17 protein-coding genes are annotated in these 20,843 nt (G+C 59.6%); 5 read left to right on the plus strand and 12 right to left on the minus strand.

Translation table 11 applies throughout. The annotated features are described in order from the left end of the window. Positions 1 to 186 precede the first annotated feature (186 nt). The 11 genes from H8S56_RS22720 to H8S56_RS22770 all read right to left on the minus strand — a co-directional run bounded on the left by H8S56_RS22720 (position 187) and on the right by H8S56_RS22770 (position 14,278). Positions 187 to 1,416, minus strand: a complete 1,230-nt coding sequence (locus H8S56_RS22720; protein ID WP_187519857.1) for a multifunctional CCA addition/repair protein — start codon at positions 1,414 to 1,416, stop codon at positions 187 to 189. Positions 1,417 to 1,511: 95 nt separating this feature from the next. Beyond that, on the minus strand, positions 1,512 to 3,074 hold the full coding sequence (locus H8S56_RS22725; protein ID WP_187519858.1) for a SpoVR family protein: 1,563 nt from the start codon (positions 3,072 to 3,074) through the stop codon (positions 1,512 to 1,514). Beyond that, complete coding sequence (locus tag H8S56_RS22730) at positions 3,071 to 4,342, minus strand: YeaH/YhbH family protein (RefSeq protein ID WP_073166906.1); 1,272 nt, start codon at positions 4,340 to 4,342, stop codon at positions 3,071 to 3,073. The genes H8S56_RS22725 and H8S56_RS22730 overlap by 4 nt, the downstream gene beginning before the upstream one ends. Before the next feature lie 136 nt (positions 4,343 to 4,478). Continuing rightward, positions 4,479 to 6,401: a PrkA family serine protein kinase gene (locus tag H8S56_RS22735; RefSeq protein WP_024685977.1), complete on the minus strand. Its 1,923-nt coding sequence runs from the start codon at positions 6,399 to 6,401 to the stop codon at positions 4,479 to 4,481. A 284-nt stretch (positions 6,402 to 6,685) separates the two neighbouring features. Then, on the minus strand, positions 6,686 to 7,009 hold the full coding sequence (glpE, locus tag H8S56_RS22740; protein WP_024687711.1) for a thiosulfate sulfurtransferase GlpE: 324 nt from the start codon (positions 7,007 to 7,009) through the stop codon (positions 6,686 to 6,688). Next, a complete protein-coding gene (locus H8S56_RS22745) occupies positions 7,006 to 7,908 on the minus strand; it encodes a symmetrical bis(5'-nucleosyl)-tetraphosphatase (RefSeq protein ID WP_024687710.1) in 903 nt (300 codons plus the stop codon). Before H8S56_RS22745 ends, glpE begins: the two co-directional genes overlap by 4 nt. Continuing rightward, positions 7,908 to 8,288, minus strand: a complete 381-nt coding sequence (gene apaG, locus H8S56_RS22750; protein WP_187519859.1) for a Co2+/Mg2+ efflux protein ApaG — start codon at positions 8,286 to 8,288, stop codon at positions 7,908 to 7,910. The genes H8S56_RS22745 and apaG overlap by 1 nt, the downstream gene beginning before the upstream one ends. A gap of 117 nt (positions 8,289 to 8,405) precedes the next feature. Beyond that, on the minus strand, positions 8,406 to 9,212 hold the full coding sequence (rsmA, locus tag H8S56_RS22755; RefSeq protein ID WP_024687708.1) for a 16S rRNA (adenine(1518)-N(6)/adenine(1519)-N(6))-dimethyltransferase RsmA: 807 nt from the start codon (positions 9,210 to 9,212) through the stop codon (positions 8,406 to 8,408). After that, the gene (gene pdxA / locus H8S56_RS22760; RefSeq protein WP_187519860.1) at positions 9,209 to 10,198 is read right to left on the minus strand and encodes a 4-hydroxythreonine-4-phosphate dehydrogenase PdxA; all 990 of its coding nucleotides are present in this window, start codon (positions 10,196 to 10,198) and stop codon (positions 9,209 to 9,211) included. The genes rsmA and pdxA overlap by 4 nt, the downstream gene beginning before the upstream one ends. Continuing rightward, positions 10,195 to 11,517 carry a peptidylprolyl isomerase gene (locus H8S56_RS22765; protein WP_024687706.1) on the minus strand — a complete coding sequence of 441 codons (1,323 nt, stop codon included), beginning with the start codon at positions 11,515 to 11,517 and terminating at the stop codon, positions 10,195 to 10,197. The genes pdxA and H8S56_RS22765 overlap by 4 nt, the downstream gene beginning before the upstream one ends. Then, positions 11,498 to 14,278, minus strand: coding sequence for an LPS-assembly protein LptD (locus H8S56_RS22770; RefSeq protein WP_024687705.1), 2,781 nt, complete (start codon positions 14,276 to 14,278; stop codon positions 11,498 to 11,500). Before H8S56_RS22770 ends, H8S56_RS22765 begins: the two co-directional genes overlap by 20 nt. A gap of 129 nt (positions 14,279 to 14,407) precedes the next feature. Between H8S56_RS22770 and H8S56_RS22775 the strand changes: the two genes are divergently transcribed. The 3 genes from H8S56_RS22775 to H8S56_RS22785 are packed head-to-tail and all read left to right on the plus strand — an operon-like array spanning position 14,408 to position 16,913. After that, positions 14,408 to 15,433, plus strand: a complete 1,026-nt coding sequence (locus H8S56_RS22775) for an aminoglycoside phosphotransferase family protein (protein WP_024687704.1) — start codon at positions 14,408 to 14,410, stop codon at positions 15,431 to 15,433. 41 nt (positions 15,434 to 15,474) lie between these two features. Further along, complete coding sequence (murU, locus tag H8S56_RS22780; RefSeq protein ID WP_187519861.1) at positions 15,475 to 16,149, plus strand: N-acetylmuramate alpha-1-phosphate uridylyltransferase MurU; 675 nt, start codon at positions 15,475 to 15,477, stop codon at positions 16,147 to 16,149. Next, the gene (locus H8S56_RS22785; RefSeq protein ID WP_024687702.1) at positions 16,146 to 16,913 is read left to right on the plus strand and encodes a TerB family tellurite resistance protein; all 768 of its coding nucleotides are present in this window, start codon (positions 16,146 to 16,148) and stop codon (positions 16,911 to 16,913) included. The genes murU and H8S56_RS22785 overlap by 4 nt, the downstream gene beginning before the upstream one ends. A 127-nt stretch (positions 16,914 to 17,040) precedes the next feature. Here the strand turns inward: H8S56_RS22785 and H8S56_RS22790 are convergent, their stop codons facing one another. Then, positions 17,041 to 18,006: an alpha/beta hydrolase family protein gene (locus tag H8S56_RS22790; RefSeq protein ID WP_187519862.1), complete on the minus strand. Its 966-nt coding sequence runs from the start codon at positions 18,004 to 18,006 to the stop codon at positions 17,041 to 17,043. A 154-nt stretch (positions 18,007 to 18,160) separates the two neighbouring features. Between H8S56_RS22790 and H8S56_RS22795 the strand changes: the two genes are divergently transcribed. Both H8S56_RS22795 and H8S56_RS22800 read left to right on the plus strand, forming a co-directional pair. Then, entirely contained in the window at positions 18,161 to 20,122 is a 1,962-nt protein-coding gene (locus H8S56_RS22795) for a sensor histidine kinase (RefSeq protein WP_235986852.1), read from the plus strand. Beyond that, the gene (locus H8S56_RS22800) at positions 20,119 to 20,748 is read left to right on the plus strand and encodes a response regulator (RefSeq protein ID WP_004885362.1); all 630 of its coding nucleotides are present in this window, start codon (positions 20,119 to 20,121) and stop codon (positions 20,746 to 20,748) included. The genes H8S56_RS22795 and H8S56_RS22800 overlap by 4 nt, the downstream gene beginning before the upstream one ends. The last annotated feature ends 95 nt before the right edge of the window (positions 20,749 to 20,843 follow it).

A 20,843-nucleotide genomic window follows, 5' to 3' on the forward strand; every position in this document is an offset into this window, starting at 1 on the left:
CGGCGATGCTTTTTCTGAAGAGACATATCGGTGGCTGGGCGGACGCCATCGCCGGCAAGCCGCCTCCCAAGGGTATGCATTCAGTCAGAAATTTTTGGCTTGACCTCGTTTTGCGTGTCTTCCAGGCTTGGGTGTGCATACAGCCCGTGATGCTCCTGCGCGCAGCGTAGGGAAGGATCAAATCACTTATCCGCCATACTCCGCCTTGTAGATCTTCAGCGCATCCAGCCGCTCGTTTTTCAGCGCGTCGCCCAGATCCTTGCCTTGTAAGCCCTTTTCAAGCAGCGGCTGTACTGACACCGATCGCGCCGCCTGCGCAGCGCCACGCAGATAGTCCGCCTGTGGATAATTGCGTTGCTCGAAGCCCTGACGGCCCCGCGCATCCATTTCGCACGCCGCGATGAATTCCTCGAAACGTTGTGGCCTGCGGTACACGTCGAAGCTTTGCAACAGCTCCAGCACGGTCGAGGGTTTCAGCTCCAGTGCCCGGTGTCCATGGGTGTGGTACTGGCCGACCAGCAGCGCCAGTTCCTGGCACTCCCTCGGCACGCGAAAGCGCTCGTTGACGATCTTGATCAGGCGCAGGCCGGTGTGTTCATGGGCAATGTGCCTGGGCCACTCCGATTCCGGCGTCAGCCCTTTGCCCAGGTCATGCAGCAGGCAGGCCCAGCGCACGCTCAACGGATGTTCATGAAGGGCGGCCTGTTCCAGCACGCTCAGTACATGCACCCCGGTATCGATTTCCGGGTGATGCGCTTCGGGTTGGGGAACGCCGAACAGGGCTTCGACCTCAGGCATCAGTTCCTTGAGCGCGCCGCACTCATGCAGCACCTTGATGAACACTTGCGGCTGCTTTTCCATGAGTGCGCGGGAAATTTCCTTCCAGCTGCGCTCGGGCGTCAACGCCCGGAGTTCGCCCGATTCACTGAGCTGACGCATCAGGTCCAGCGTCTCGGGAGCGATGCTGAATCCGTGGGGTGCATAACGCGCCGCGAAACGGGCGACACGCAGCACTCGGAGCGGATCTTCGGCAAATGCCGGGGAAACGTGGCGTAAAATGCGTGCTTCAAGATCCTGCTGGCCGTGGTAAGGATCGGTCAGGTTACCGTCCTTGTCTTCGGCCATTGCGTTGATCGTCAGATCGCGACGGATCAGGTCCTGTTCCAGCGTGACGTCAGGGCTTGCATGAAATACGAAGCCGCCATACCCCACGCCGCTTTTGCGCTCGGTACGCGCCAGGGCATATTCCTCGCCCGTCAGCGGATGAAGAAACACCGGGAAGTCGGTGCCGACCGGGCGGTAGCCCTTGATCAGCATTTCCTCGGTCGACGCACCGACCACCACCCAGTCAATGTCGGTGACTGGCTGACCCAGAAGGCGATCGCGCACGGCGCCGCCCACTTTATAAATCTGCATAAAAAACCTCCGTAAGCGCGACAGGATAAACCTTGTCGTGCCTGCGGAGGCTAAAACCGAACGATTACCCGCTCAAGAGTGCAGGCTTCTAGCGCCTAGAGGTGAACGACCGCCATATCAAGCCGGGGATACTCACTGTCGGCGTGCTCGCCTCTCGGTGGCACATGATGGGTTTTTACGATCTGATCACCCTGCAGGGTTTCCAGATGGATGTCGAAGCCCCACAGCCGATGCAGGTGCTTGAGTACCTCGTCTGTGGAGTCGCCCAGCGGCTTGCGGTTGTGCTGCTGGTGGCGCAGGGTCAGCGAGCGGTCTCCGCGACGATCAATGCTGTAGATCTGGATGTTGGGCTCACGGTTGCCCAGGTTGTACTGCGCGGCAAGGATTTCGCGAATGGTCCGGTAGCCGTTCTCGTCGTGGATGGCGGGTACCAGCAGGTCGTCCTTCTGGTCGTCATCCATGATGCTGAACAGCTTGAGGTCGCGAATCACCTTGGGTGACAGGTATTGAAGGATGAAGCTTTCATCCTTGAAACTGCTCATGGCGAACTTGATCGCCGTGAGCCAGTCCGTACCGGCAATTTCCGGGAACCACTGGCGATCTTCGTCGGTGGGGTGTTCGCAAATCCGCCGAATGTCCTGATACATGGCAAAACCCAGCGTGTACGGGTTGATGCCGCTGTAGTAAGGACTGTCGAAGCCGGGCTGGTAGATGACGCTGGTGTGCGACTGCAGAAACTCCATCATGAAGCCGTCAGTGACCAGGCCCTCGTCGTACAGGTCATTCATCAGCGTGTAATGCCAGAACGTCGCCCAGCCTTCGTTCATCACCTGAGTCTGGCGTTGCGGGTAGAAGTACTGCGCAATCTTGCGCACGATGCGCACCACTTCGCGCTGCCAGGGTTCGAGCAGCGGCGCGTGTTTCTCGATGAAGTACAGGATGTTTTCCTGGGGTTCAGCCGGGAAGCGCGCGTTGTCTTCCTTGCCACCTTCTTTCGCACTTTTCGGGATGGTGCGCCACAGGTCGTTGATCTGGCGCTGCAGGTGTTCTTCGCGGTCCTTCTGCCGGCGTCGCTCTTCCTCAGCGGAGATCGGGTAAGGGCGCTTGTAGCGATCCACGCCGTAGTTCATCAGGGCGTGGCAGGAGTCGAGCAGGTCTTCCACCGCATCGATGCCGTGGCGTTCCTCGCATTGCATGATGTACTGCTTGGCGAACACCAGGTAATCGATGATCGAGCTGGCATCGGTCCAGGTGCGGAACAGGTAGTTACCCTTGAAGAAGCTGTTGTGTCCATAGCAGGCGTGAGCGACGACCAGTGCCTGCATGCAGATGGTGTTTTCTTCCATCAGGTAAGCGATGCACGGGTCCGAGTTGATCACGATCTCGTAGGCCAGACCCATCTGGCCCCGCGAGTAGGATTTTTCGGTGCTGAGGAAGTGCTTGCCGTAGGACCAGTGGTGATAGCCCAGCGGCATGCCGACCGACGCATAGGCGTCCATCATCTGTTCGGCGGTGATCACTTCGATCTGGTTGGGGTACGTGTCCAGCGCGTAGCGATCAGCGATACGGCTGATTTCCCGATCGTAGGTCTGGATCAGTTCGAACGTCCACTCTGACCCCGTGGAAATGGGTTGGCGTTTCTGCTCTCTGGCGGTCATGACACTAACCTTCGCTGGAAGAGTTCGCGGAATACCGGATAGATATCACCGGCAGAGACAAGCTGCTGCTGGGCGAACGTGTCGGCATATTCCTCGCCGATGCGCTCATATTCGTACCAAAGTGCCTGATGTTCGCGCGGCGTGATTTCCACATAGGTGTAGTACTGCACGAACGGCATGATCTGTTTGGTGAGGATGTCACGGCAGATCGGCGAGTCATCGTTCCAGTTGTCTCCGTCGGAGGCCTGGGCCGCGTAGATGTTCCACTCGTTGCTCGGGTAGCGCTCGGCCATGATCTCCTGCATCAGTTTCAAGGCGCTGGAAACGATGGTGCCGCCGGTTTCCCGTGAATAGAAAAACTCTTCTTCGTCCACTTCGCGGGCACTGGTGTGGTGGCGAATGAACACGACTTCGATCTTGTCGTAGTTACGCTTGAGAAACAGATACAGCAGGATGAAAAAGCGCTTGGCGATGTCTTTGGTGGCCTGTGTCATGGAGCCGGAAACGTCCATCAGGCAGAACATTACAGCTTTGGAACTGGGGTTGGGCTGTTTGACCAGCAGGTTGTATTTGAGGTCGAAGGTGTCCAGATACGGCACGCGACGGATACGCGCCTTGAGACGTTCGATTTCCACCTCAAGTTCTTGAATGTCGCCGAAGTTGTCAGGTTCTTCGCGCTTCATGCGCTCAAGTTCGCTAGTGGCTTCCTTGAGTTTTGCGCGGCTGCTGCCGGACAGGGCGATGCGCCGTGCGTGTGCTGAGCGCAGGGTACGAATGATATTGATGCGTGAAGGGTTGCCTTCGTTGCTGATCCCGGCACGCACTGTTTTGAAGGTGTCCGTGCCGGTCAGGTTGCGTTTGACCAGATTGGGCAGCTCAAGGTCCTCGAACATGAACTCGAGAAACTCTTCCTGGGTGATCTGGAACACGAACTCATCCATGCCTTCGCCGGAATTGCCCGCCTTGCCAGGCCCTTTACCGCCGCCACCGCCTTGCGGCCGGGCGATGTGCTCGCCGGTGGTGAACTCCTTGTTGCCGGGGTGAACGACAGTCTGTTTGCCACCACGCCCGTGGTGCAGCACCGGTTCGTCGATGTCCCGGCCGGGAATACTGATCTGTTCGCCATGCTCCATGTCGGTGATGGAGCGGCGGCTGACCGCTTCCTCCACAGCCTTCTTGATATGGTCGCGATAACGCCGCAGAAACCGTTGCCGGTTTACCGTGCTCTTGTTCTTGCCGTTGAGACGTCGGTCAATCACATAGCTCATAGGCCCTCCGGGCAGCTTCAAGTTGCAAGCTTCAGGCGCTGAACCTGAAGCTTAAAAGCAAGCGCTGGCACAAAACAGCACCTCGGGCGAGCCTGATGCCGGCCCGAGGCTTACAGCCTGCCGCTTGCCGCTGCCATTACTGCGATTTGCGTACGCGCAGATACCATTCGGAGAGAAGACGTACCTGTTTATCGGTGTAGCCCCGTTCAACCATTCGAGTGACGAAGTCGTTGTGTTTCTGTTGGTCTTCCTTGCTGGCCTTGGCGTTGAAGCTGATGACCGGCAGAAGGTCCTCGGTGTTGGAGAACATTTTCTTCTCGATCACCACGCGCAGCTTCTCGTAGCTGAGCCAGGTCGGGTTCTTGCCATTGTTGTTGGCGCGGGCGCGCAGCACGAAATTGACGATCTCGTTGCGGAAATCTTTCGGGTTGCTGATGCCAGCCGGTTTCTCGATCTTTTCCAGTTCCTCGTTCAAGGCCACCCGGTTGAGAATCTCGCCGGTTTCGGGGTCGCGGTATTCCTGATCCTGAATCCAGAAGTCTGCGTAGAGCACGTAGCGGTCGAAGATGTTCTGACCGTACTCGCTGTAGGATTCCAGATAAGCCGTCTGGATTTCCTTGCCGATGAACTCGATGTAGCGCGGGGCCAGGTATTCCTTGATGAAGCGCAGGTAACGCTCGCGCGTCTCGGCCGGGAATTGCTCCTGTTCGATCTGCTGTTCCAGCACATAGAGCAGGTGTACCGGGTTGGCCGCGATTTCATGCGGATCGAAGTTGAACACCTTGGACAGGATCTTGAACGCGAAACGGGTCGACAGACCGTTCATGCCCTCGTCGACACCCGCGCTGTCGCGGTACTCCTGAATCGACTTGGCTTTCGGGTCGGTGTCCTTGAGGTTTTCGCCGTCGTATACGCGCATCTTGGAGTAGATGTTGGAGTTGTCCGGCTCCTTGAGGCGCGACAGGGTCGTGAACTGCGCAAGCATCTTCAGTGTGTCCGGTGCGCAATGCGCCTTGGACAGGGAGCTGTTGAACAGCAGTTTGTCGTAGATCTTGACTTCGTCGCTGACGCGCAGGCAGTAGGGCACCTTCACGATGTAGATACGGTCGATGAAGGCTTCGTTGTTCTTGTTGTTGCGGAAGCTGTGCCATTCCGATTCGTTGGAGTGCGCGAGCAGAATACCGGTGAACGGAATCGCGCCCAGCCCTTCGGTGCTGTTGTAGTTGCCTTCCTGAGTCGCTGTCAGCAGCGGGTGAAGAACCTTGATCGGGGCTTTGAACATCTCGACGAATTCCATCAGGCCCTGGTTGGCCCGGCAGAGTGCGCCCGAGTAACTGTAGGCATCGGCGTCGTTCTGCGGAAATTCTTCGAGCTTGCGAATGTCGACTTTACCGACCAGCGCCGAGATGTCCTGGTTGTTCTCGTCACCCGGCTCGGTTTTCGCCACGGCGATCTGGTTGAGCACCGACGGATAGAGTTTCACGACCTTGAACTGGCTAATGTCGCCCCCGAACTCAGCCAGACGTTTGGTCGCCCAGGGCGACATGATGGTGCTCAGGTAGCGACGCGGGATGCCAAAGTCTTCTTCGAGAATGGCACCGTCTTCATTGGCATTGAACAGGCCCAATGGCGACTCGAACACCGGCGAGCCCTTGATGGCGTAGAACGGGACCTTTTCAATCAGTTGTTTGAGTTTTTCAGCCAGAGACGATTTACCACCGCCAACCGGGCCGAGCAGATAGAGAATCTGCTTCTTTTCTTCCAGGCCTTGAGCGGCGTGGCGGAAGTAGGAAACGATCTGGTCGATGCATTCTTCCATCCCATGGAAGTCAGCAAACGCCGGATAACGCCGTATCACCTTGTTGGAGAAAATTCGCGATAACCGCGAGTTGGCGGAGGTATCCACCAGTTCAGGCTCGCCGATGGCCAGCAGCAGACGTTCGGCGGCTGAGGCATAGGCGCTGCGATCCTGTTTGCAGAGCTCAAGATACTCCTGCAGCGAGAGCTCTTCCTGGCGTGTCGTTTCAAAGCGTTGTTGGAAGTGGCTAAAAATACTCATGACGTCACCTCGCTCGATACGTTGAGCCGGCGGCGGATCGTCAGTCGATGCTGGCAGCAGCTGAGTATCCAGATGCCGTTTACCCCCCAGAACACCGTAAAAGTAGCTACCGATGACCCACGCGCCGGTGTACCGGCTCTCCCCTGATTTCGGATGGCCTGAGGCTAAGGATAGTTCGGATTCGGAAAGATAAAGAAGGGATGAGCGAGAAGACGGGCTGACCGTTCGTCAGTTGGGGCGCGAGCCCGCGTAGAACGCGGGATCGGCTGTCATAAAAATATTTTTCAGCGGCCTTGCACGGTTTGCGCCGGAAAAGTCGAGCGCCAGAGTTCAAACCCGCCGTCCACGCTATAGACATCCGAGAAGCCCTGACCCACCAGATACGCGGCAGCGTTCTGGCTGGAGTTGCCGTGATAGCAGATCACGACCAGGGGTTTGTCCAGATCAGCCTTGGCGATAAAGTCGGCGATGGAGTGGTTATCCAGGTGCAGCGATTCGGGAATGTGATTGCTCTCGAACGTCTGCGCGTCGCGAACATCGACTACGACCGCGCCTTGCTCGCGCAGCGCCTGAGCCTGCTCTGGGGGAATACGTTTGAACTCGCTCATGGTTTGGGCTCCTGTGCCTCTGGGGGCTGATGCGGTGCGACGTGGCTCGGTATTCGGGTGATGGCCGGTGTCGCGACATGGCCGGTAGCATCGCAATTGCATTGATGGCGTTCAAGGGTGTCGACGTTGAGCAGCGTCATGGCGCCGCCCCATACGCAGCCGCTGTCCAGGGCAAAGACACCAGGTTCGTCACAGCGGCCTTCGAGTGCCGCCCAGTGACCGAAGATGATTTTAACCGAGTGGGTCTTGCGTGTCTGATGGCTGAACCAGGGCGCGTAGCCAGGCTTGGCGGTCTCTATGCCTTCCTTGCCCTTGAGGTCCAGCTTGCCATCGCTGGTGCAGAACCGCATGCGGGTGAAGTAATTGGTGATCACCCTCAATCGAGGGACCCCATGCAGGGCGTTGTCCCATTTGACCGGCTCGTTGCCGTACATGCCATCCAGAAAGGGTTCGTACAGATTATCGTCCTGCAGGGCCTGTTCGACTTCGGCGGCGTGCTTGAGCGCTTTCTTCAGCGACCACTGCGGTGCGATACCGGCATGAACCATGGCCACGTTGCGCGTTTCGTCGTAGTGCATCAGTTTTTGCTGGCGTACCCAGCCCAGCAAATCGTCGCGATCCGGCGCTTCCAGAATTTCGCGCAAGGTGTCGCTCTTCTTGAGGCGCTCGATGTTGCGCGAGGCGGCGAGCAGGTGCAGGTCGTGGTTGCCCAGCACGCACACCAGCGACTGACGAATGCTGTACAGAAAACGCAATGTTGCCAGCGACTGGGGACCGCGGTTGACCAGATCACCCACCAGCCACAGGCGATCCTTTTCAGGGTCGAAACCCACATCGTCGAGCAGGCACTTCAGCGGGTCCAGGCAACCTTGCAGGTCGCCAACGGCGTACACCGCCATCAGTGAAGGGCACCGGGTACGGCAAGACGAAAGGGAGCGATGACGGCGTCGAAGCGTTTACCGTCTTCAGCGAGCATCTGATAGGAGCCCTGCATGTTGCCGACCTTGGTCGTCATGACCGTGCCGCTGCTGTACGTGTGGCTCTGCCCAACCTTGATCACCGGCTGCTGACCCACCACGCCCTCACCCCGGACTTCCTCGACGTGGCCGTCGCCATCGGTGATGACCCAGTGCCTGGACAGCAGCTTTGCAGGCAACTGTCCGTTGTTCTGGACGGTGATGGTGTAGGCGAACGCGAAGCGATTCTGCTCGGGTTGAGACTGTTCTGCGAGGAAACGCGTGACGACGCTGACGTCGACCTGATAACGGGAATCGGACATTCAGTAGGCCTTGAAATCCATAGCGAAAAAAACGGGAGCACTGAGTAGAAGCATCAGTCTAGGACAAGTGCGCGGAAAATGACGAATGGCCGTTCGCCGTTCACTTGTCTCGACAGGTTACGGTGCTACGGTCTGCTCGCTGAGCTTGTCGGCCAGGCGTACAAAAGCAGCCAGATCCAGTTGTTCCGGACGCAGGCTGCCGTCCACACCGGCGGCGGTGATTTCGTCGCTGCTCAACAGCAGCTTGAGCGTGTTGCGCAAGGTCTTGCGGCGCTGGTTGAAGGCTTCGCGTACGACGCGCTCCAGCAGGCGATGATCCTTGGCAGGGTGGGGTAGGGTCTCGTGCGGCACCAGGCGCACAATGGCCGAGTCCACTTTGGGCGGCGGATTGAACGCGCCTGGCCCGACGTTGAACAGGTGCTCCACGCGGCAATGGTACTGGACCATGATCGACAGGCGACCCCAGTCACCGCCGCCCGGTCCCGCTGCGAGGCGCTCGACCACTTCTTTCTGCAACATGAAGTGCATGTCGCGAATCAGGCTGGCGTTCTGCAGCAGATGGAAGATCAACGGTGTGGAGATGTTGTAGGGCAGGTTGCCGACAACGCGCAGGCTGTTGGGTTGCGCCCCCAGACTGTTGAAGTCGAACTTCAGCGCATCGCCCTGATGCAGGTTGAAGTTGGGTTTGCCGGCGAACTGGCTGTTGAGAATCGGGATCAGGTCCTTGTCCAGTTCCACGACATCCAGATGAGCGCCGCTGTTGAGCAGGCCTTCGGTCAGTGCGCCCTGGCCCGGCCCGATTTCCAGCAGGCGGTCTTCAGGCTTTGCCCGAATGGCACGCAGGATCTTGTCGATAACGCCTGCGTCGTGCAGGAAGTTCTGCCCGAAACGCTTGCGCGCCCGGTGTTGGTATTGCTCGGTCATGAAGGGGTCTCGGCCATCTGGTAGGCGGTTTGCAGCGCTACGTGCAGGCTGCCGGTGTCGATCTTGCCACTGCCCGCCAGGTCCAGCGCGGTGCCGTGGTCGACAGAGGTGCGAATGATCGGCAGGCCCAGCGTCACATTGACCGCTGCGCCGAAACCTTTGTATTTCAGCACCGGCAGGCCCTGATCGTGGTACATCGCCAGCACCGCATCGCAGTGCTCCAGATATTTGGGGGTAAACAGAGTGTCGGCAGGCAGCGGGCCGCGTAAGTCCAGCCCATCGCTGCGCAGACGCTCCAGAGTCGGTTCGATGATGTCTATTTCCTCGCGCCCCAGATGCCCGCTTTCACCGGCATGAGGGTTGAGGCCGCACACCAGGATGCGCGGGTGGGCAATGCCGAACTTGTTCACCAGATCGGCGTGCAGGATGCGCGTAACACGCTCCAGGCGCTCTGGCGTGATGGCGTCCGCCACATCGCGCAGCGGCAAATGCGTGGTCACCAGAGCAACCCGCAGGTCACCGGTGGCCAGCATCATCACAACCTGTTCGGTGTGGGTCAGTTCGGCAAGGAATTCGGTGTGCCCTGAGAAGGCGAATCCGCCTTCGTTGATCACGCCTTTATGGACCGGCGCGGTGATCATCCCGCTGAACAGGCCGTCAAGGCAGCCTTGCCCGGCGCGTGTCAGGGTTTGCAGCACGAACCCGGCGTTGGCCTTGTTCAGTTCGCCTGTGACCACCTGCTGCGCCAACGGCGTGTCCCAGACATACAGACTGCCAGCCGGCGCTGGCGCGTCCGGGAAGGCATCGGGGGCAACGTCGATCAGGTTGACGACCACACCCAGTTGCGCGGCCCGCTCAAGGAGCAGGTCACGGCTGGTTATGGCAATCAGGGGGTGTGGCTGAGGCTGCGTGGCGAGCAGCAGGCAAAGGTCAGGACCTATGCCGGCCGGCTCGCCGGGTGTCAGTGCGAAGCGCTTTGGCGTCACTGTGCAGCCTGGGCTGCGCCAGGGAGCTTGATTTCAACGTAGGCTTCGTCACGGATCTGACGCAGCCAGGTTTGCAGCTCTTCGTCGTACTTGCGGTTACGCAGCACGCTAAGGGCTTGCTGATCACGGGCCTGGCTGGTGGCGTCCGTGGCACGACGGCCAAGTACTTCCAGAACGTGCCAGCCGTAAGCGGTCTTGAACGGCTTGGACAAAACACCCTGAGGCGTTTCATTCATGACTTCACGGAACTCCGGTACCAGCGAGTTGGGGTCGACCCAGTTCAGGTCGCCACCATTAAGCGCCGAGCCCGGATCTTCCGAGAAGCTCTTGGCCAGTTCGCCGAAATCTTCGCCGTTTTCAATGCGCTCGTAGATCTTGGTCGCCAGACGACGGGTTTCATCTTCGCTGCGGATTTCGCTCGGCTTGATCAGGATATGGCGCACATGAACTTCATCACGCATCTGGGCCTGACCTTGTCCGCCGCGTTTTTCCAGCAGCTTGAGAATAATGAAGCCACCTGGCGTACGCGCCGGAGGCGTCACGTCACCGATCGGCATGGAGCTGAGCATGTCGCCGAAAGGTGGAGGCAGTTGAGCGGCTTTGCGCCAGCCCATGTCACCGCCTTCCAGTGCGCTTTCGCTCGACGATTTGGCAATCGCCATCTGCGCGAAGTCTGCACCTTTCTTCAACTGGTCGTAGACATCCTTGGCCTTGCGCGCGGCGGCCTGAATGGCGTCGGACGATGCGCTGTCGGGCGTTGCGATCAGGATGTTGGCCAGGTGAAACTCTTCGGACAACTGAGCCTTGCCCAGATCAGAGGCCAGGAAGTTCTTCACTTCCTGCTCGGACACCTGGATACGCTCGGCCACGCGGCGCTGGCGTACACGGCTGATGATCATTTCCCGACGAACCTGCTCGCGTGCATCGTTGTACGAGAGGCCATCGTGGGCGAGGGCAGCGCGGAACTGCTCCACGCTCATGTTGTTACGCTGGGCAATGGTGCCGATGGCCTGGTTCAGCTCTTCGTCAGTGACGCGGATGCCGGAACGCTCGCCCATCTGCAACTGCAGGTTTTCCAGAATCAGACGATCCAGAACCTGCTGCTGCAGCGCTTCGGCGGGCGGTACGCCCGACCCGCGCTTGGCGATGGTTTGCTGAACTTCGCGAACACGCTGGTCCATCTGGCTTTTCATGATCACGTCGTTATCGACGATGGCCACGACACTGTCCAGAGGCTGAACCGCTGCATGCACGGCGCCGCTCAGGAGTAACGCGCCCAGCATCAGCGGGCGCAGACAATCAGAAAGCTTGGTCTTCACGTTCACGATAACCTTGGATGCCTTTGTCGAGGAAGCTCTCTACTTTGGCGCCGGTCACGCCGCCGAGTCCCTTCAACACGATTTGTAGGAATATACCGCGGTCGCCTTTTTCGTTCTGAGGCGCTTCCTGGCTGAATTCGTCGTAATCAACCCAGTAACGGTTGATCAGGCGCAGTTTCCAGCAGCAGTTGTCGTATTCGAAACCACCAAAGGCCTCGATGGTACGGTCGCGGTTGTAGTCGTATTGCCAGCGGCTGATCAGGCTCCACTGCGGCACGATTGGCCAGATGACCGAGAAGTCGTGCTGCTGGATCTTGTAGTAGTCCTTCACGTAGTTCGCATCGCCCGGGGTGCCGTAGTCACCACCGCCGACGGTCCAGCGGCCAGTGGTCTGGTCGAACCGGATCTGGTCGTTGCGATAGCGATAGCCGACGTTGACGACCTTGTTCGGGTTGTCTTCAGGCTGGTAATGGAACATCGCGCTGCCCGAACGGGTGCTCTTGCTGTCCGGATCCCAGTTGAAATCGGAGTTGAAGCGCCAGTCGCGGTTGAAGCGGTATTCGTATTCCAGTGCGTAAGGCGACACGTTGGCCTTGGCGTCGTCGCGGTCTGCGAATACCACGCCAGGCAATTGCACCTTGCGGTCTTCGAAGTACAGTGCCTGACCAATGCTGAAGCGCTGACGCTCGAAACCGTTCTCTTCGATCCAGCGGTTGGTCACGCCCAGCGACAGTTTGTTTTCGTCGCCGATGCGGTCGGAGCCGGTGAAGCGGTTGTCACGGAACAGCGAGGCGTAGTTGAAGGTGCTTTCGCTGGAGTCGAATACCGGAATGTCGGTCTGGTCTTTCTCGGGAACATAGAGATAGAACAGGCGCGGTTCCAGCGTCTGGCGATAGTCCTTGCCGAACCACTGCGTATTACGGTCGAAGTACAGGCCGCTGTCGACGCTGAAGATCGGCACGGAGCGGCTCTGGCTGCTGCTGTACTCTTCGTCAGCCAGCAGTGTGCTCTTGCCCTGGCTGTCCAGATCCAGATCGTACTGGGTGTAGACATACTTGAGCTTTGGCGTCAGGAAGCCGTAGGTCCAGTTCATCGGCAGGCTCACCGACGGTGCCAGGTTCAGGCGGTCGCCGTTGGAGCGAGCCAGACCTGCAACGTTTCTGTCCAGGCGAGGTGTCGAGTTGCCGTTTTCGTCGATGAAGTTGCCGTTACGCAGGTCGCGTTCGAAGCGGACCGCTTCTGTCTGGTAGTCGAACTTCAGGCCGCCCGGGTTGTAAGGCAGGGTGCCGTTGAAGGTGATCTGTGGCAGACGGTTGTAAGGCGTGATGTTCGCAACGGTGGCCAGCTTGTACGCCTGAGCGTTGAAGACTGCCGAATAGTTGTCGCCGCGATAAGTCAGGGAGCCCTGCTGGTTGATGTAGTCGGTTCTGCTGACGCCGATCTGATCGGTTTCCAGGTCCTGGAAGTAATACGGATCGCTGATGTCGGTGTAGTCGACCTTGGTCAGCCAGCGGGTGTCGAGACCGCCCACGTGCTGCCAGTTGATCATCCAGCGTGTCTTGTCGTAGTCGGACTGCTGCTTGCGTTCGTCGTTCTCGTCGTTCAGGTACGCGCCGCCGAACTGGCCTTCGCTGCCTTTGGTGAGGTAACGGAACTCGCCTTCCATCAACAGGCCGCGATCGGCCATGTAGCGTGGATACAACGTGGCGTCGTAGTTTGGCGCCAGGTTGAAGTAGTACGGAGTCACCAGCGTGAAGCCGTTATCGCCACCTGCCGAGATGGTCGGCGGCAGGAAACCTGACTGGCGACGATCATCGATCGGGAAGTAGATGTACGGGGTGTAGAGGACCGGTACGTCCTTGACCCGCAGCGTCACGTTGGTTGCGGTGCCGAAACCGGTCGCCGGGTTCAGCGTGATGTTGTTGCCTTTCAGCGTCCAGGCGTTGCTGCCCGGTTCGCAGGAGGTGTAAGTACCGTCCTTGAGACGAATGATCGCGTTCTCTGCACGCTTGGCGTACAGGGCGTTACCGCGAATGTTCGACTTGTGCAGAACGTACTCGGCGTTGTCGACACGGGCTTCGCCGGTATCGAGCTGCAGCTCGGCCTTGTCGCCGACGATCAGTGCGCCGTTGTCGCGCAGACGGACATCGCCGTTCAGCTCGCCACGGTTTTCGGCTTGATGCAGGGCGGCCTCCTGGGCCTGTACCTGCATGCTGCCCTGACGCAGCACGACGTCACCCGCAAGGGTCGCAACCTGTGCTTCCTGCTCGTAACGCGAGGCTTTGGCGCCGACGAACATCGGTGCCTCACTCATAGGCGTCTTGTCGTCCATGCCCGGGCGAATCGGCTCTACGTAGGCACCCGAGCAATACGGACCGGTTTCGGCCAGTTGCGCTGCGGTGAGCTTTTCGCGAGGAACCCAATCGAGGTGGCTGTAGTCAGCACTACGCGACTTCAGGCCTTTACCCTTGGCTTCGGTCACCAGTTGCGTGGTGGCTGCCGGTTGACCGTCGACGGTACTGTCCGACGTCACGGTGCCGTTGGAGCTGACCGACGTTGTGCTGTGCACGGGACGTGGAGGCAGCTCTACGGCAGCGGTAGAGGATTTCGGCGCACAGTTCCAGGCACCCGAAGCAGAGACTGAGCAGTCATACTGTTCCGCGGCGACCACGAACTGAGTGGCCAGAGGTTGCATCGCCAGCAGACTGCCGGTTACGAGCAACGGAAATTTTTTACGAAACGCGGGGGATTTCAATGCCATCTTATTAGTCCGGGCTTCCTGCGCGCCATCTGCCCGCGGGGGGGCCGCACGCCTCTCGATGGGCTGAAAAAGATCCCGGATAATAAAGCATGACCCGCTTGACGGCTAGCGCCGTCGGAGACCCTTGTAATGCCAGATCAAGATATACGCCTGCAATCCCTGAAAGTTTGGCTCGACGAGCAGTTGCCAGCGCTGTTTGCTGCGCACAATTGGGGCGCCGTACCCCCGGCTACGTTGACTGCGGCCAGTAGTGATGCCAGTTTTCGTCGATATTTTCGCTGGGAAGGCGAGGGTCGAACTTTTATTGTCATGGACGCACCGCCGCCCCAGGAAAACTGCAAACCGTTCGTTGATATCGCTCATTTGCTGGAAAAGTCGGGCATCAATGTTCCGAAAATTTACGCCGAAGACCTCGCGCAAGGCTTTTTATTGCTCAACGATCTGGGTCGTCAGACTTATCTGGACGTGATCGATGCCGATAACGCCGATGCATTGTTCGCCGATGCCATCGACGCACTATTGGCGTATCAACAGTTGCCGATGGATGCACCGTTGCCCAGCTACGACGTGGCATTGTTGCGCCGCGAGCTTGAGTTGTTTCCCGAGTGGTACGTGAAACGTCATCTGGGCGTCGACATGGACGAGGCGCAGTTGGCTGACTGGCGTCAGGCCAGCGAGCTGTTGATCGAAAGCGCGCTGATACAGCCCAAAGTGCTGGTGCATCGGGACTATATGCCCCGTAACCTGATGATCAGCGAGCCCAACCCCGGTGTGCTGGATTTTCAGGATGCTGTTTACGGGCCCGTGACCTACGACATTACCTGCCTGTTCAAGGACGCCTTCCTGAGCTGGCCGCAGGAACGTGTCACGGGGTGGTTGAAAGGCTACTGGGAACAGGCACGCGCGCTGGGCATACCGGTTCATGACGACTTTGCCGCGTTCGAGCGAGCCAGCGACCTGATGGGTGTGCAGCGTCACTTGAAGGTCATCGGGATCTTCGCGCGCATTTGTCATCGCGACGGCAAACCTCGTTACCTGGGCGACGTGCCGCGCTTTTTCGCCTATATAGAAGCCGTTCTTTCGCGACGCCCGGAGCTGGCGCAACTGGGTCAGTTGCTGACCAGCCTGCAGCAGCCGGTCGAGACGGCCGTTTGAGTCATTTTTGAAAAGGTATCGATTGTGTTGAAGAGGACTGCATGAAAGCGATGATTCTCGCCGCCGGGAAAGGCGAGCGCATGCGCCCGCTGACCCTGCACACGCCAAAACCTCTGGTGCGTGCGGGCGGTGTTCCCCTGATCGAGTATCACCTCAATGCCTTGCGTGAGGCCGGGTTTCACGACCTGGTCATCAACCACGCGTGGCTGGGCCAGCAGATCGAGGACTATCTGGGTGACGGGCAGCGTCTGGGCCTTGATATCCGTTACTCGCCTGAAGGCGAGCCGCTGGAGACCGGTGGCGGCATCTTTCGCGCCTTGCCGTTGTTGGGTGATGAGCCGTTTGTGGTGGTCAATGGCGACATATGGACCGATTACGACTTTGCCGCATTACGCACACCGCTGGCAGGGCTTGCGCATCTGGTGCTGATCGACAACCCGGCGCATCACCCGAGCGGCGACTTCTCGCTGGTCGATGGTCAGGTGCGCGATGACGACTCGGTCGGAGCGCGCCTCACGTATAGCGGTATCGCCATCCTGCACCCGCGTCTGTTTGCGGGATGCGAGGCGGGCGCGTTCAAGCTGGCGCCGCTGTTGCGCGATGCAATGCGTGAAGGAAAAGTGACCGGAGAGCATTTCAAAGGACGTTGGGTGGATGTCGGCACCCACGAACGTCTGGCTGAAGTGGAACAGCTGTTGTCGGGACGCGCTGAATGATCTGGCCGGGCACGCTGGCAGGTGCCGGGATCGGCTATGCCATCGCCGACATTCCCGGCGCGCTGCTGGGCGCATTGCTGGGGCAGGCGTTGGATCGGCGGCTGAAGCTGTACAGCTGGGCGCATTTGCGCGAGCGTCTGGGTGGTCGTGCGGCCATTCACGACGATGAGTTGCTGTTCGTGTTACTGGGGCGTCTGGCCAAATGTGACGGGCGCGTCGTCGCCAGCCACATCCATCAGGCGCGTGCGGAAATGCAGCGCCTGGGCCTGAGCAAGGCCGATCAACTGCGCGCAATCAATGCGTTCAAACGCGGCAAGGATGGCACTGACGGGCTGCGCAGTTACCTGCGTCGCCTGCGTGGCCAACCGGACAGCACTGAGGGATTGTTGCGCGCCTGCTGGCGGATGGCGTGGGCCGACGGCAAGGCGTCACGGGCCGAGCGCGAGCTGATAGGTGTCTGGGGGATGTGGTTGGGCTGGACCGAGCCGCAGATCGAAGCGCTGTCTGCCGAACATGACCCGATGAAACGCCCGTCGATCAGCAGCACTGATGTCTACAAGGGTGCGATGCTGTTGCTGGGCGTGCAGGCCGACACCGACCCTGTGAGTATTAAACGCGCCTACCGGCGATTGCTCAGCAGGCATCACCCGGACAAGATCGCAGGTTCGGGCGCCAGCTCGCTGCAGGTCCGGGTGGCCACCGAAAAAACCAGCGAGTTGCACAATGCTTATCGGGTGGTCAAGGCGCGTCGTGGGTTCCAGTGAGTGGGCATTGATCTGAGGGACCCCTTCGCGGACAAGTCCGCTCCTACGTGTTCATCAATCTGTAGGAGTGGACTTGCCCACGAAAGCTGTCTTGAGGACGCGCATTTCTGTTGAGGCGTGCCAACCGCTATTTAGCCTCGACCCAGCCGCGAACCCGGCGGAAGATTTGTTCCTGTTCGGCTTCCTGATTGCCCGCAATATTGAGCAGCCCGATTTGCGTGAAGCCCGGCCCTTTGGCGCGTTTGCTGGCTTGCAGGCGGTCCGTTGCGGCCTGTTGGTCCGGGGTTTTGTAAATGAAATCTCCGGTCTTGACCTTCAGCTCAGGCACCATGTCGCGCAGTGAGGGCGCAAGGTTGAGCGGTTCGCGTGCGGCAACCATCACCAGTTTCTGTACCAGAGGCGATGGCCGCTCGCTCATGTAGCGCGCCGCCCAATAAGCGCCGCTGCTGTGGCCGAGTAACACGATGCTGTGTGACTTGTTCTGTTGTGCAAAAGCAATTGCGCTATCAATGCGGGCAAACACCCGTTCGGCCTGCGCCTTGTTGCGTTCTTCATCGGCCGCTGCCTTGGCCGTGTCGGCGCTGGCCTGGGCTTCTGCCTCTGCGGTCGCATCTTTCGCAGGCGCGTCCTTTGGCACTGCCTTGGCTTTTTCTGCACCGGCGTCGCCAGTCGCGGCGTCAGGTTCACGCGGCATCAACGCAGTGTCCTGGGCGTCGGGCAGGGTGACGCTCAGGCTGGCCCAACCCACATCGGGAAACTTGCGGCGCAGCGGCCCGACCACGTCAGGCCAGTCCGGAGACTCGCCGGCGCCGGGCAGGATAATGATCGTGCCTTGCGGCTCTGGTGTATTGGCCGGCTTCCACAGCGCCAGAAAGCTTTCGTCTCCCGCCTGCAACTGTTGTTGGTCTTGCTTGGGCAACTGACGCTCAAGCGCCAGAGCATCTTCCTGCGCACGACTGAGCAAGGGTGCGCGCTCTTCAGGTGCCTCTTTGGCAGCATCCTTTGGCGCATCGGCGGCCATTGCAGGTAGGGCGCAAGGGACGATCAATGACAGAAACAATGCAGGAAACATTGCGCGAATGGTGTAGGACATCGGATATTCCAAGCCAGAAACTATCCCGGCAGCCTAATGGGTTGATCGGCTTTTGTCAGGCACGCGCCTTTGCGCAACACTTTTATATGAGAACGACACGTTGCTAACTCGTCTTTGGCGCATCGGTTTTATCGGCTGCCTGGCTGTGCTCTTGATGGCGCAAGCGGCGAATGCACAGTTCGATGAGCCTGGACTGGCGGCACGTGCTCAATTGAGCCAGGCGCAGCGCGACTGGCTGACCCGACATGGCCCGCTGCGCGTGGGCCTTGTGTTGCGCGCGCCCTATGCGCAGTTCGATCAACGCCTGCAACAGCTGTCGGGCGCTAACGTTGACCTCATGAATGCGCTGGCGGCCACGCTGCCGGTCGAGCTGCTGTGGCGAAACTTCTCTGATCAGGCAGCGCTGGAAAAGGCGCTTGCCGATGGCGAAGTGGACGTCGCGCCCGGTCTTATGCAGACGCCGGCAGGGCTGCGGCATTGGCTGTTTTCTGATCCGTATCTACGTGTTTCGCAGCTTCTGATCGGTGAGCGCGAGGGCAGCGCTGTTGTGGATCTGGACAAGCTCGACAGCCTTTCGCGGGTCGCGGTGCGCATGCCCAGTACGACAGCGGACTACCTGCGCAGTAACTACCCGCACCTGAACCTGCAAGGCGTACCGCTCGAGCGCCAGGCCCTGCAATTGCTGCTCAGTCAGCAAGCGCGCTATGCCGTGGCCGATGAAGCTCAACTCAGTCGGCTGTTGCGCGAGCCTGAGTTTGCCGGGTTGGCGGTGGTGGGCGATATCGGTCTGCCGTTGTTGCTGAGGGTCGCGTCGCGTCGAGATGAGCCGCTACTGGCGGACATCGTCAGTGAGGCGTTGCGCACCATCCCGGCCAAGGAGCTGGAGCAACTGCACACCCGCTGGATGCCCATGACGCCTGCGCATTTCAGCGAGTCGCCAGGGCTCTGGCAAAACCTCTGCATCTTGTTACTGGTGATGATGCTGGCCTGTTTTGCCATCGTGATCTGGCAACGTCGCCAGCAACTCGCACTTGAGCAGGAACTGTTGGCGGCCCGCGATGACATTGCCCGGCGAGTGCAAGGGGAGGAATCATTGCGGCTGGCGCAGTTTTCCATCGATCAGAGCACTGTCGGCATTTTGTGGGTCAATTGGGACAGCCGCGTGCGCTACGCCAATCAGGCCGCGGAGACCATGCTCGGTTATGCACCGGGGAAGGTGGTCGAGCGCCCCCTGATCGATTTTGATCCTGGCCTGCATATGGACCGCTGGCTCAACCTGTGGAAAAACGCGCGCTCGGCCGAAGACAGCCCGCAGTTGTTCGAGACCAATTGCGTGTGCGCCGACGGCAGCGTGCTGCCGGTCGATGTGTCATTGAGCTTTTTACGCTTTCGCGAGGCGGAGTATCTGGTGGTCTTTCTCAGCGACGTCAGCGAGCGCCGTCGCGCCCACGATCAATTGCGTGAACTGTCGGCCCACCTGGAAAGTGTGCGCGAAGAGGAGAAGGCCAGGATCGCCCGCGAGGTCCACGACGAACTGGGACAAATGCTCACGGTGCTCAAGCTCGAAACGTCGATGTGTGAGCTGGCCTACGCTGATCTGGACCCCGGCTTGAGCGATCGGCTGGGGAGCATGAAGAAGCTGATCGCGCAGCTATTCCAGCTGGTGCGCGATGTGGCCACGGCGTTGCGGCCGCCGATTCTCGACGCGGGCATTGCCTCGGCCATCGAGTGGCAGGCGCGACGTTTCGAAGCGCGCACGCAGATACCCTGCCTGGTGCAAGTGCCGGATAACCTGCCGCCGCTCAGTGATGCACGGGCAACGGGCATGTTCAGGATTCTTCAGGAGGCGCTGACCAACGTGATGCGTCACGCCCAGGCGCACACCGTCGAGATCAGCCTGACGCTGGAAGGGGGCGTGATGTGCATGACTATCGCCGATGACGGGCAGGGCTTCGTCATCGAGCCGGGCAGGCCGGTGTCGTTTGGTGTCGTCGGGATGCGCGAACGTGTATTGATGCTGGGCGGCCGATTGGAGCTGGACAGCGAGCAGGGTGAGGGCACAACCTTGCGCGCTTACATTCCGTTGGACCCCGCTGGACAGGAGCGAGCAAAGTGATCCGTGTACTGGTAGCCGAAGACCACACCATCGTGCGTGAGGGGATCAAGCAATTGATCGGCCTGGCCAAGGACCTGCAAGTGGTGGGCGAGGCCAGCAATGGCGAGCAGTTGCTCGAAACGCTGCGCCATGTGGCCTGTGAAGTGGTGCTGCTGGACATTTCAATGCCGGGCGTCAACGGTCTGGAAGCGATCCCCAGAATTCGTGCGCTGAACAATCCGCCGGCCATTCTGGTGCTGTCGATGCACGATGAGGCACAGATGGCGGCGCGTGCATTGAAGGTCGGTGCAGCCGGCTACGCGACCAAGGACAGCGATCCTGCATTGCTGCTGACGGCGATTCGCCGGGTGGCGGCGGGCGGACGGTACATCGACCCGGAACTGGCCGACCGGATGGTGTTCGAAGTGGGCCTTACTGACAATCGTCCGTTGCACTCATTGCTGTCGGAGCGCGAATTTTCGGTATTCGAACGTTTGGCCCAAGGCGCGAACGTCAATGACATTGCCCAGCAACTGGCGCTTAGCAGCAAGACCATCAGCACCCACAAAGCGCGGCTGATGCAGAAAATGAAGCTCAACTCGTTGGCCGATCTCGTGAAATACGCGATGGAGCACAAGCTGCTCTGAGTCTGAAAACGACATGCATCAGCGTTCTGGACACCGCCCCGTGGGAGCGGACTTGTCCGCGAAAAATGGGTCAGGCGACGCAGATGCGCAGGGTT

This window comes from Pseudomonas triticifolii (genome assembly GCF_014358015.1).
Classification (GTDB): Bacteria; Pseudomonadota; Gammaproteobacteria; order Pseudomonadales; family Pseudomonadaceae; genus Aquipseudomonas; species Aquipseudomonas triticifolii.

What these genes read in the sequence shown, in the direction of transcription:
- H8S56_RS22720 (WP_187519857.1), bottom strand. Translation starts at nt 1,416, where the DNA reads ATGCAGATTTATAAAGTGGGCGGCGCCGTGCGCGATCGCCTTCTGGGT.
- H8S56_RS22725 (WP_187519858.1), bottom strand. Translation starts at nt 3,074, where the DNA reads ATGACCGCCAGAGAGCAGAAACGCCAACCCATTTCCACGGGGTCAGAG.
- H8S56_RS22730 (WP_073166906.1), bottom strand. Translation starts at nt 4,342, where the DNA reads ATGAGCTATGTGATTGACCGACGTCTCAACGGCAAGAACAAGAGCACG.
- H8S56_RS22735 (WP_024685977.1), bottom strand. Translation starts at nt 6,401, where the DNA reads ATGAGTATTTTTAGCCACTTCCAACAACGCTTTGAAACGACACGCCAG.
- glpE (WP_024687711.1), bottom strand. Translation starts at nt 7,009, where the DNA reads ATGAGCGAGTTCAAACGTATTCCCCCAGAGCAGGCTCAGGCGCTGCGC.
- H8S56_RS22745 (WP_024687710.1), bottom strand. Translation starts at nt 7,908, where the DNA reads ATGGCGGTGTACGCCGTTGGCGACCTGCAAGGTTGCCTGGACCCGCTG.
- apaG (WP_187519859.1), bottom strand. Translation starts at nt 8,288, where the DNA reads ATGTCCGATTCCCGTTATCAGGTCGACGTCAGCGTCGTCACGCGTTTC.
- rsmA (WP_024687708.1), bottom strand. Translation starts at nt 9,212, where the DNA reads ATGACCGAGCAATACCAACACCGGGCGCGCAAGCGTTTCGGGCAGAAC.
- H8S56_RS22770 (WP_024687705.1), bottom strand. Translation starts at nt 14,278, where the DNA reads ATGGCATTGAAATCCCCCGCGTTTCGTAAAAAATTTCCGTTGCTCGTA.
- H8S56_RS22775 (WP_024687704.1), top strand. Translation starts at nt 14,408, where the DNA reads ATGCCAGATCAAGATATACGCCTGCAATCCCTGAAAGTTTGGCTCGAC.
- murU (WP_187519861.1), top strand. Translation starts at nt 15,475, where the DNA reads ATGAAAGCGATGATTCTCGCCGCCGGGAAAGGCGAGCGCATGCGCCCG.
- H8S56_RS22785 (WP_024687702.1), top strand. Translation starts at nt 16,146, where the DNA reads ATGATCTGGCCGGGCACGCTGGCAGGTGCCGGGATCGGCTATGCCATC.
- H8S56_RS22790 (WP_187519862.1), bottom strand. Translation starts at nt 18,006, where the DNA reads ATGTCCTACACCATTCGCGCAATGTTTCCTGCATTGTTTCTGTCATTG.
- H8S56_RS22795 (WP_235986852.1), top strand. Translation starts at nt 18,161, where the DNA reads ATGGCGCAAGCGGCGAATGCACAGTTCGATGAGCCTGGACTGGCGGCA.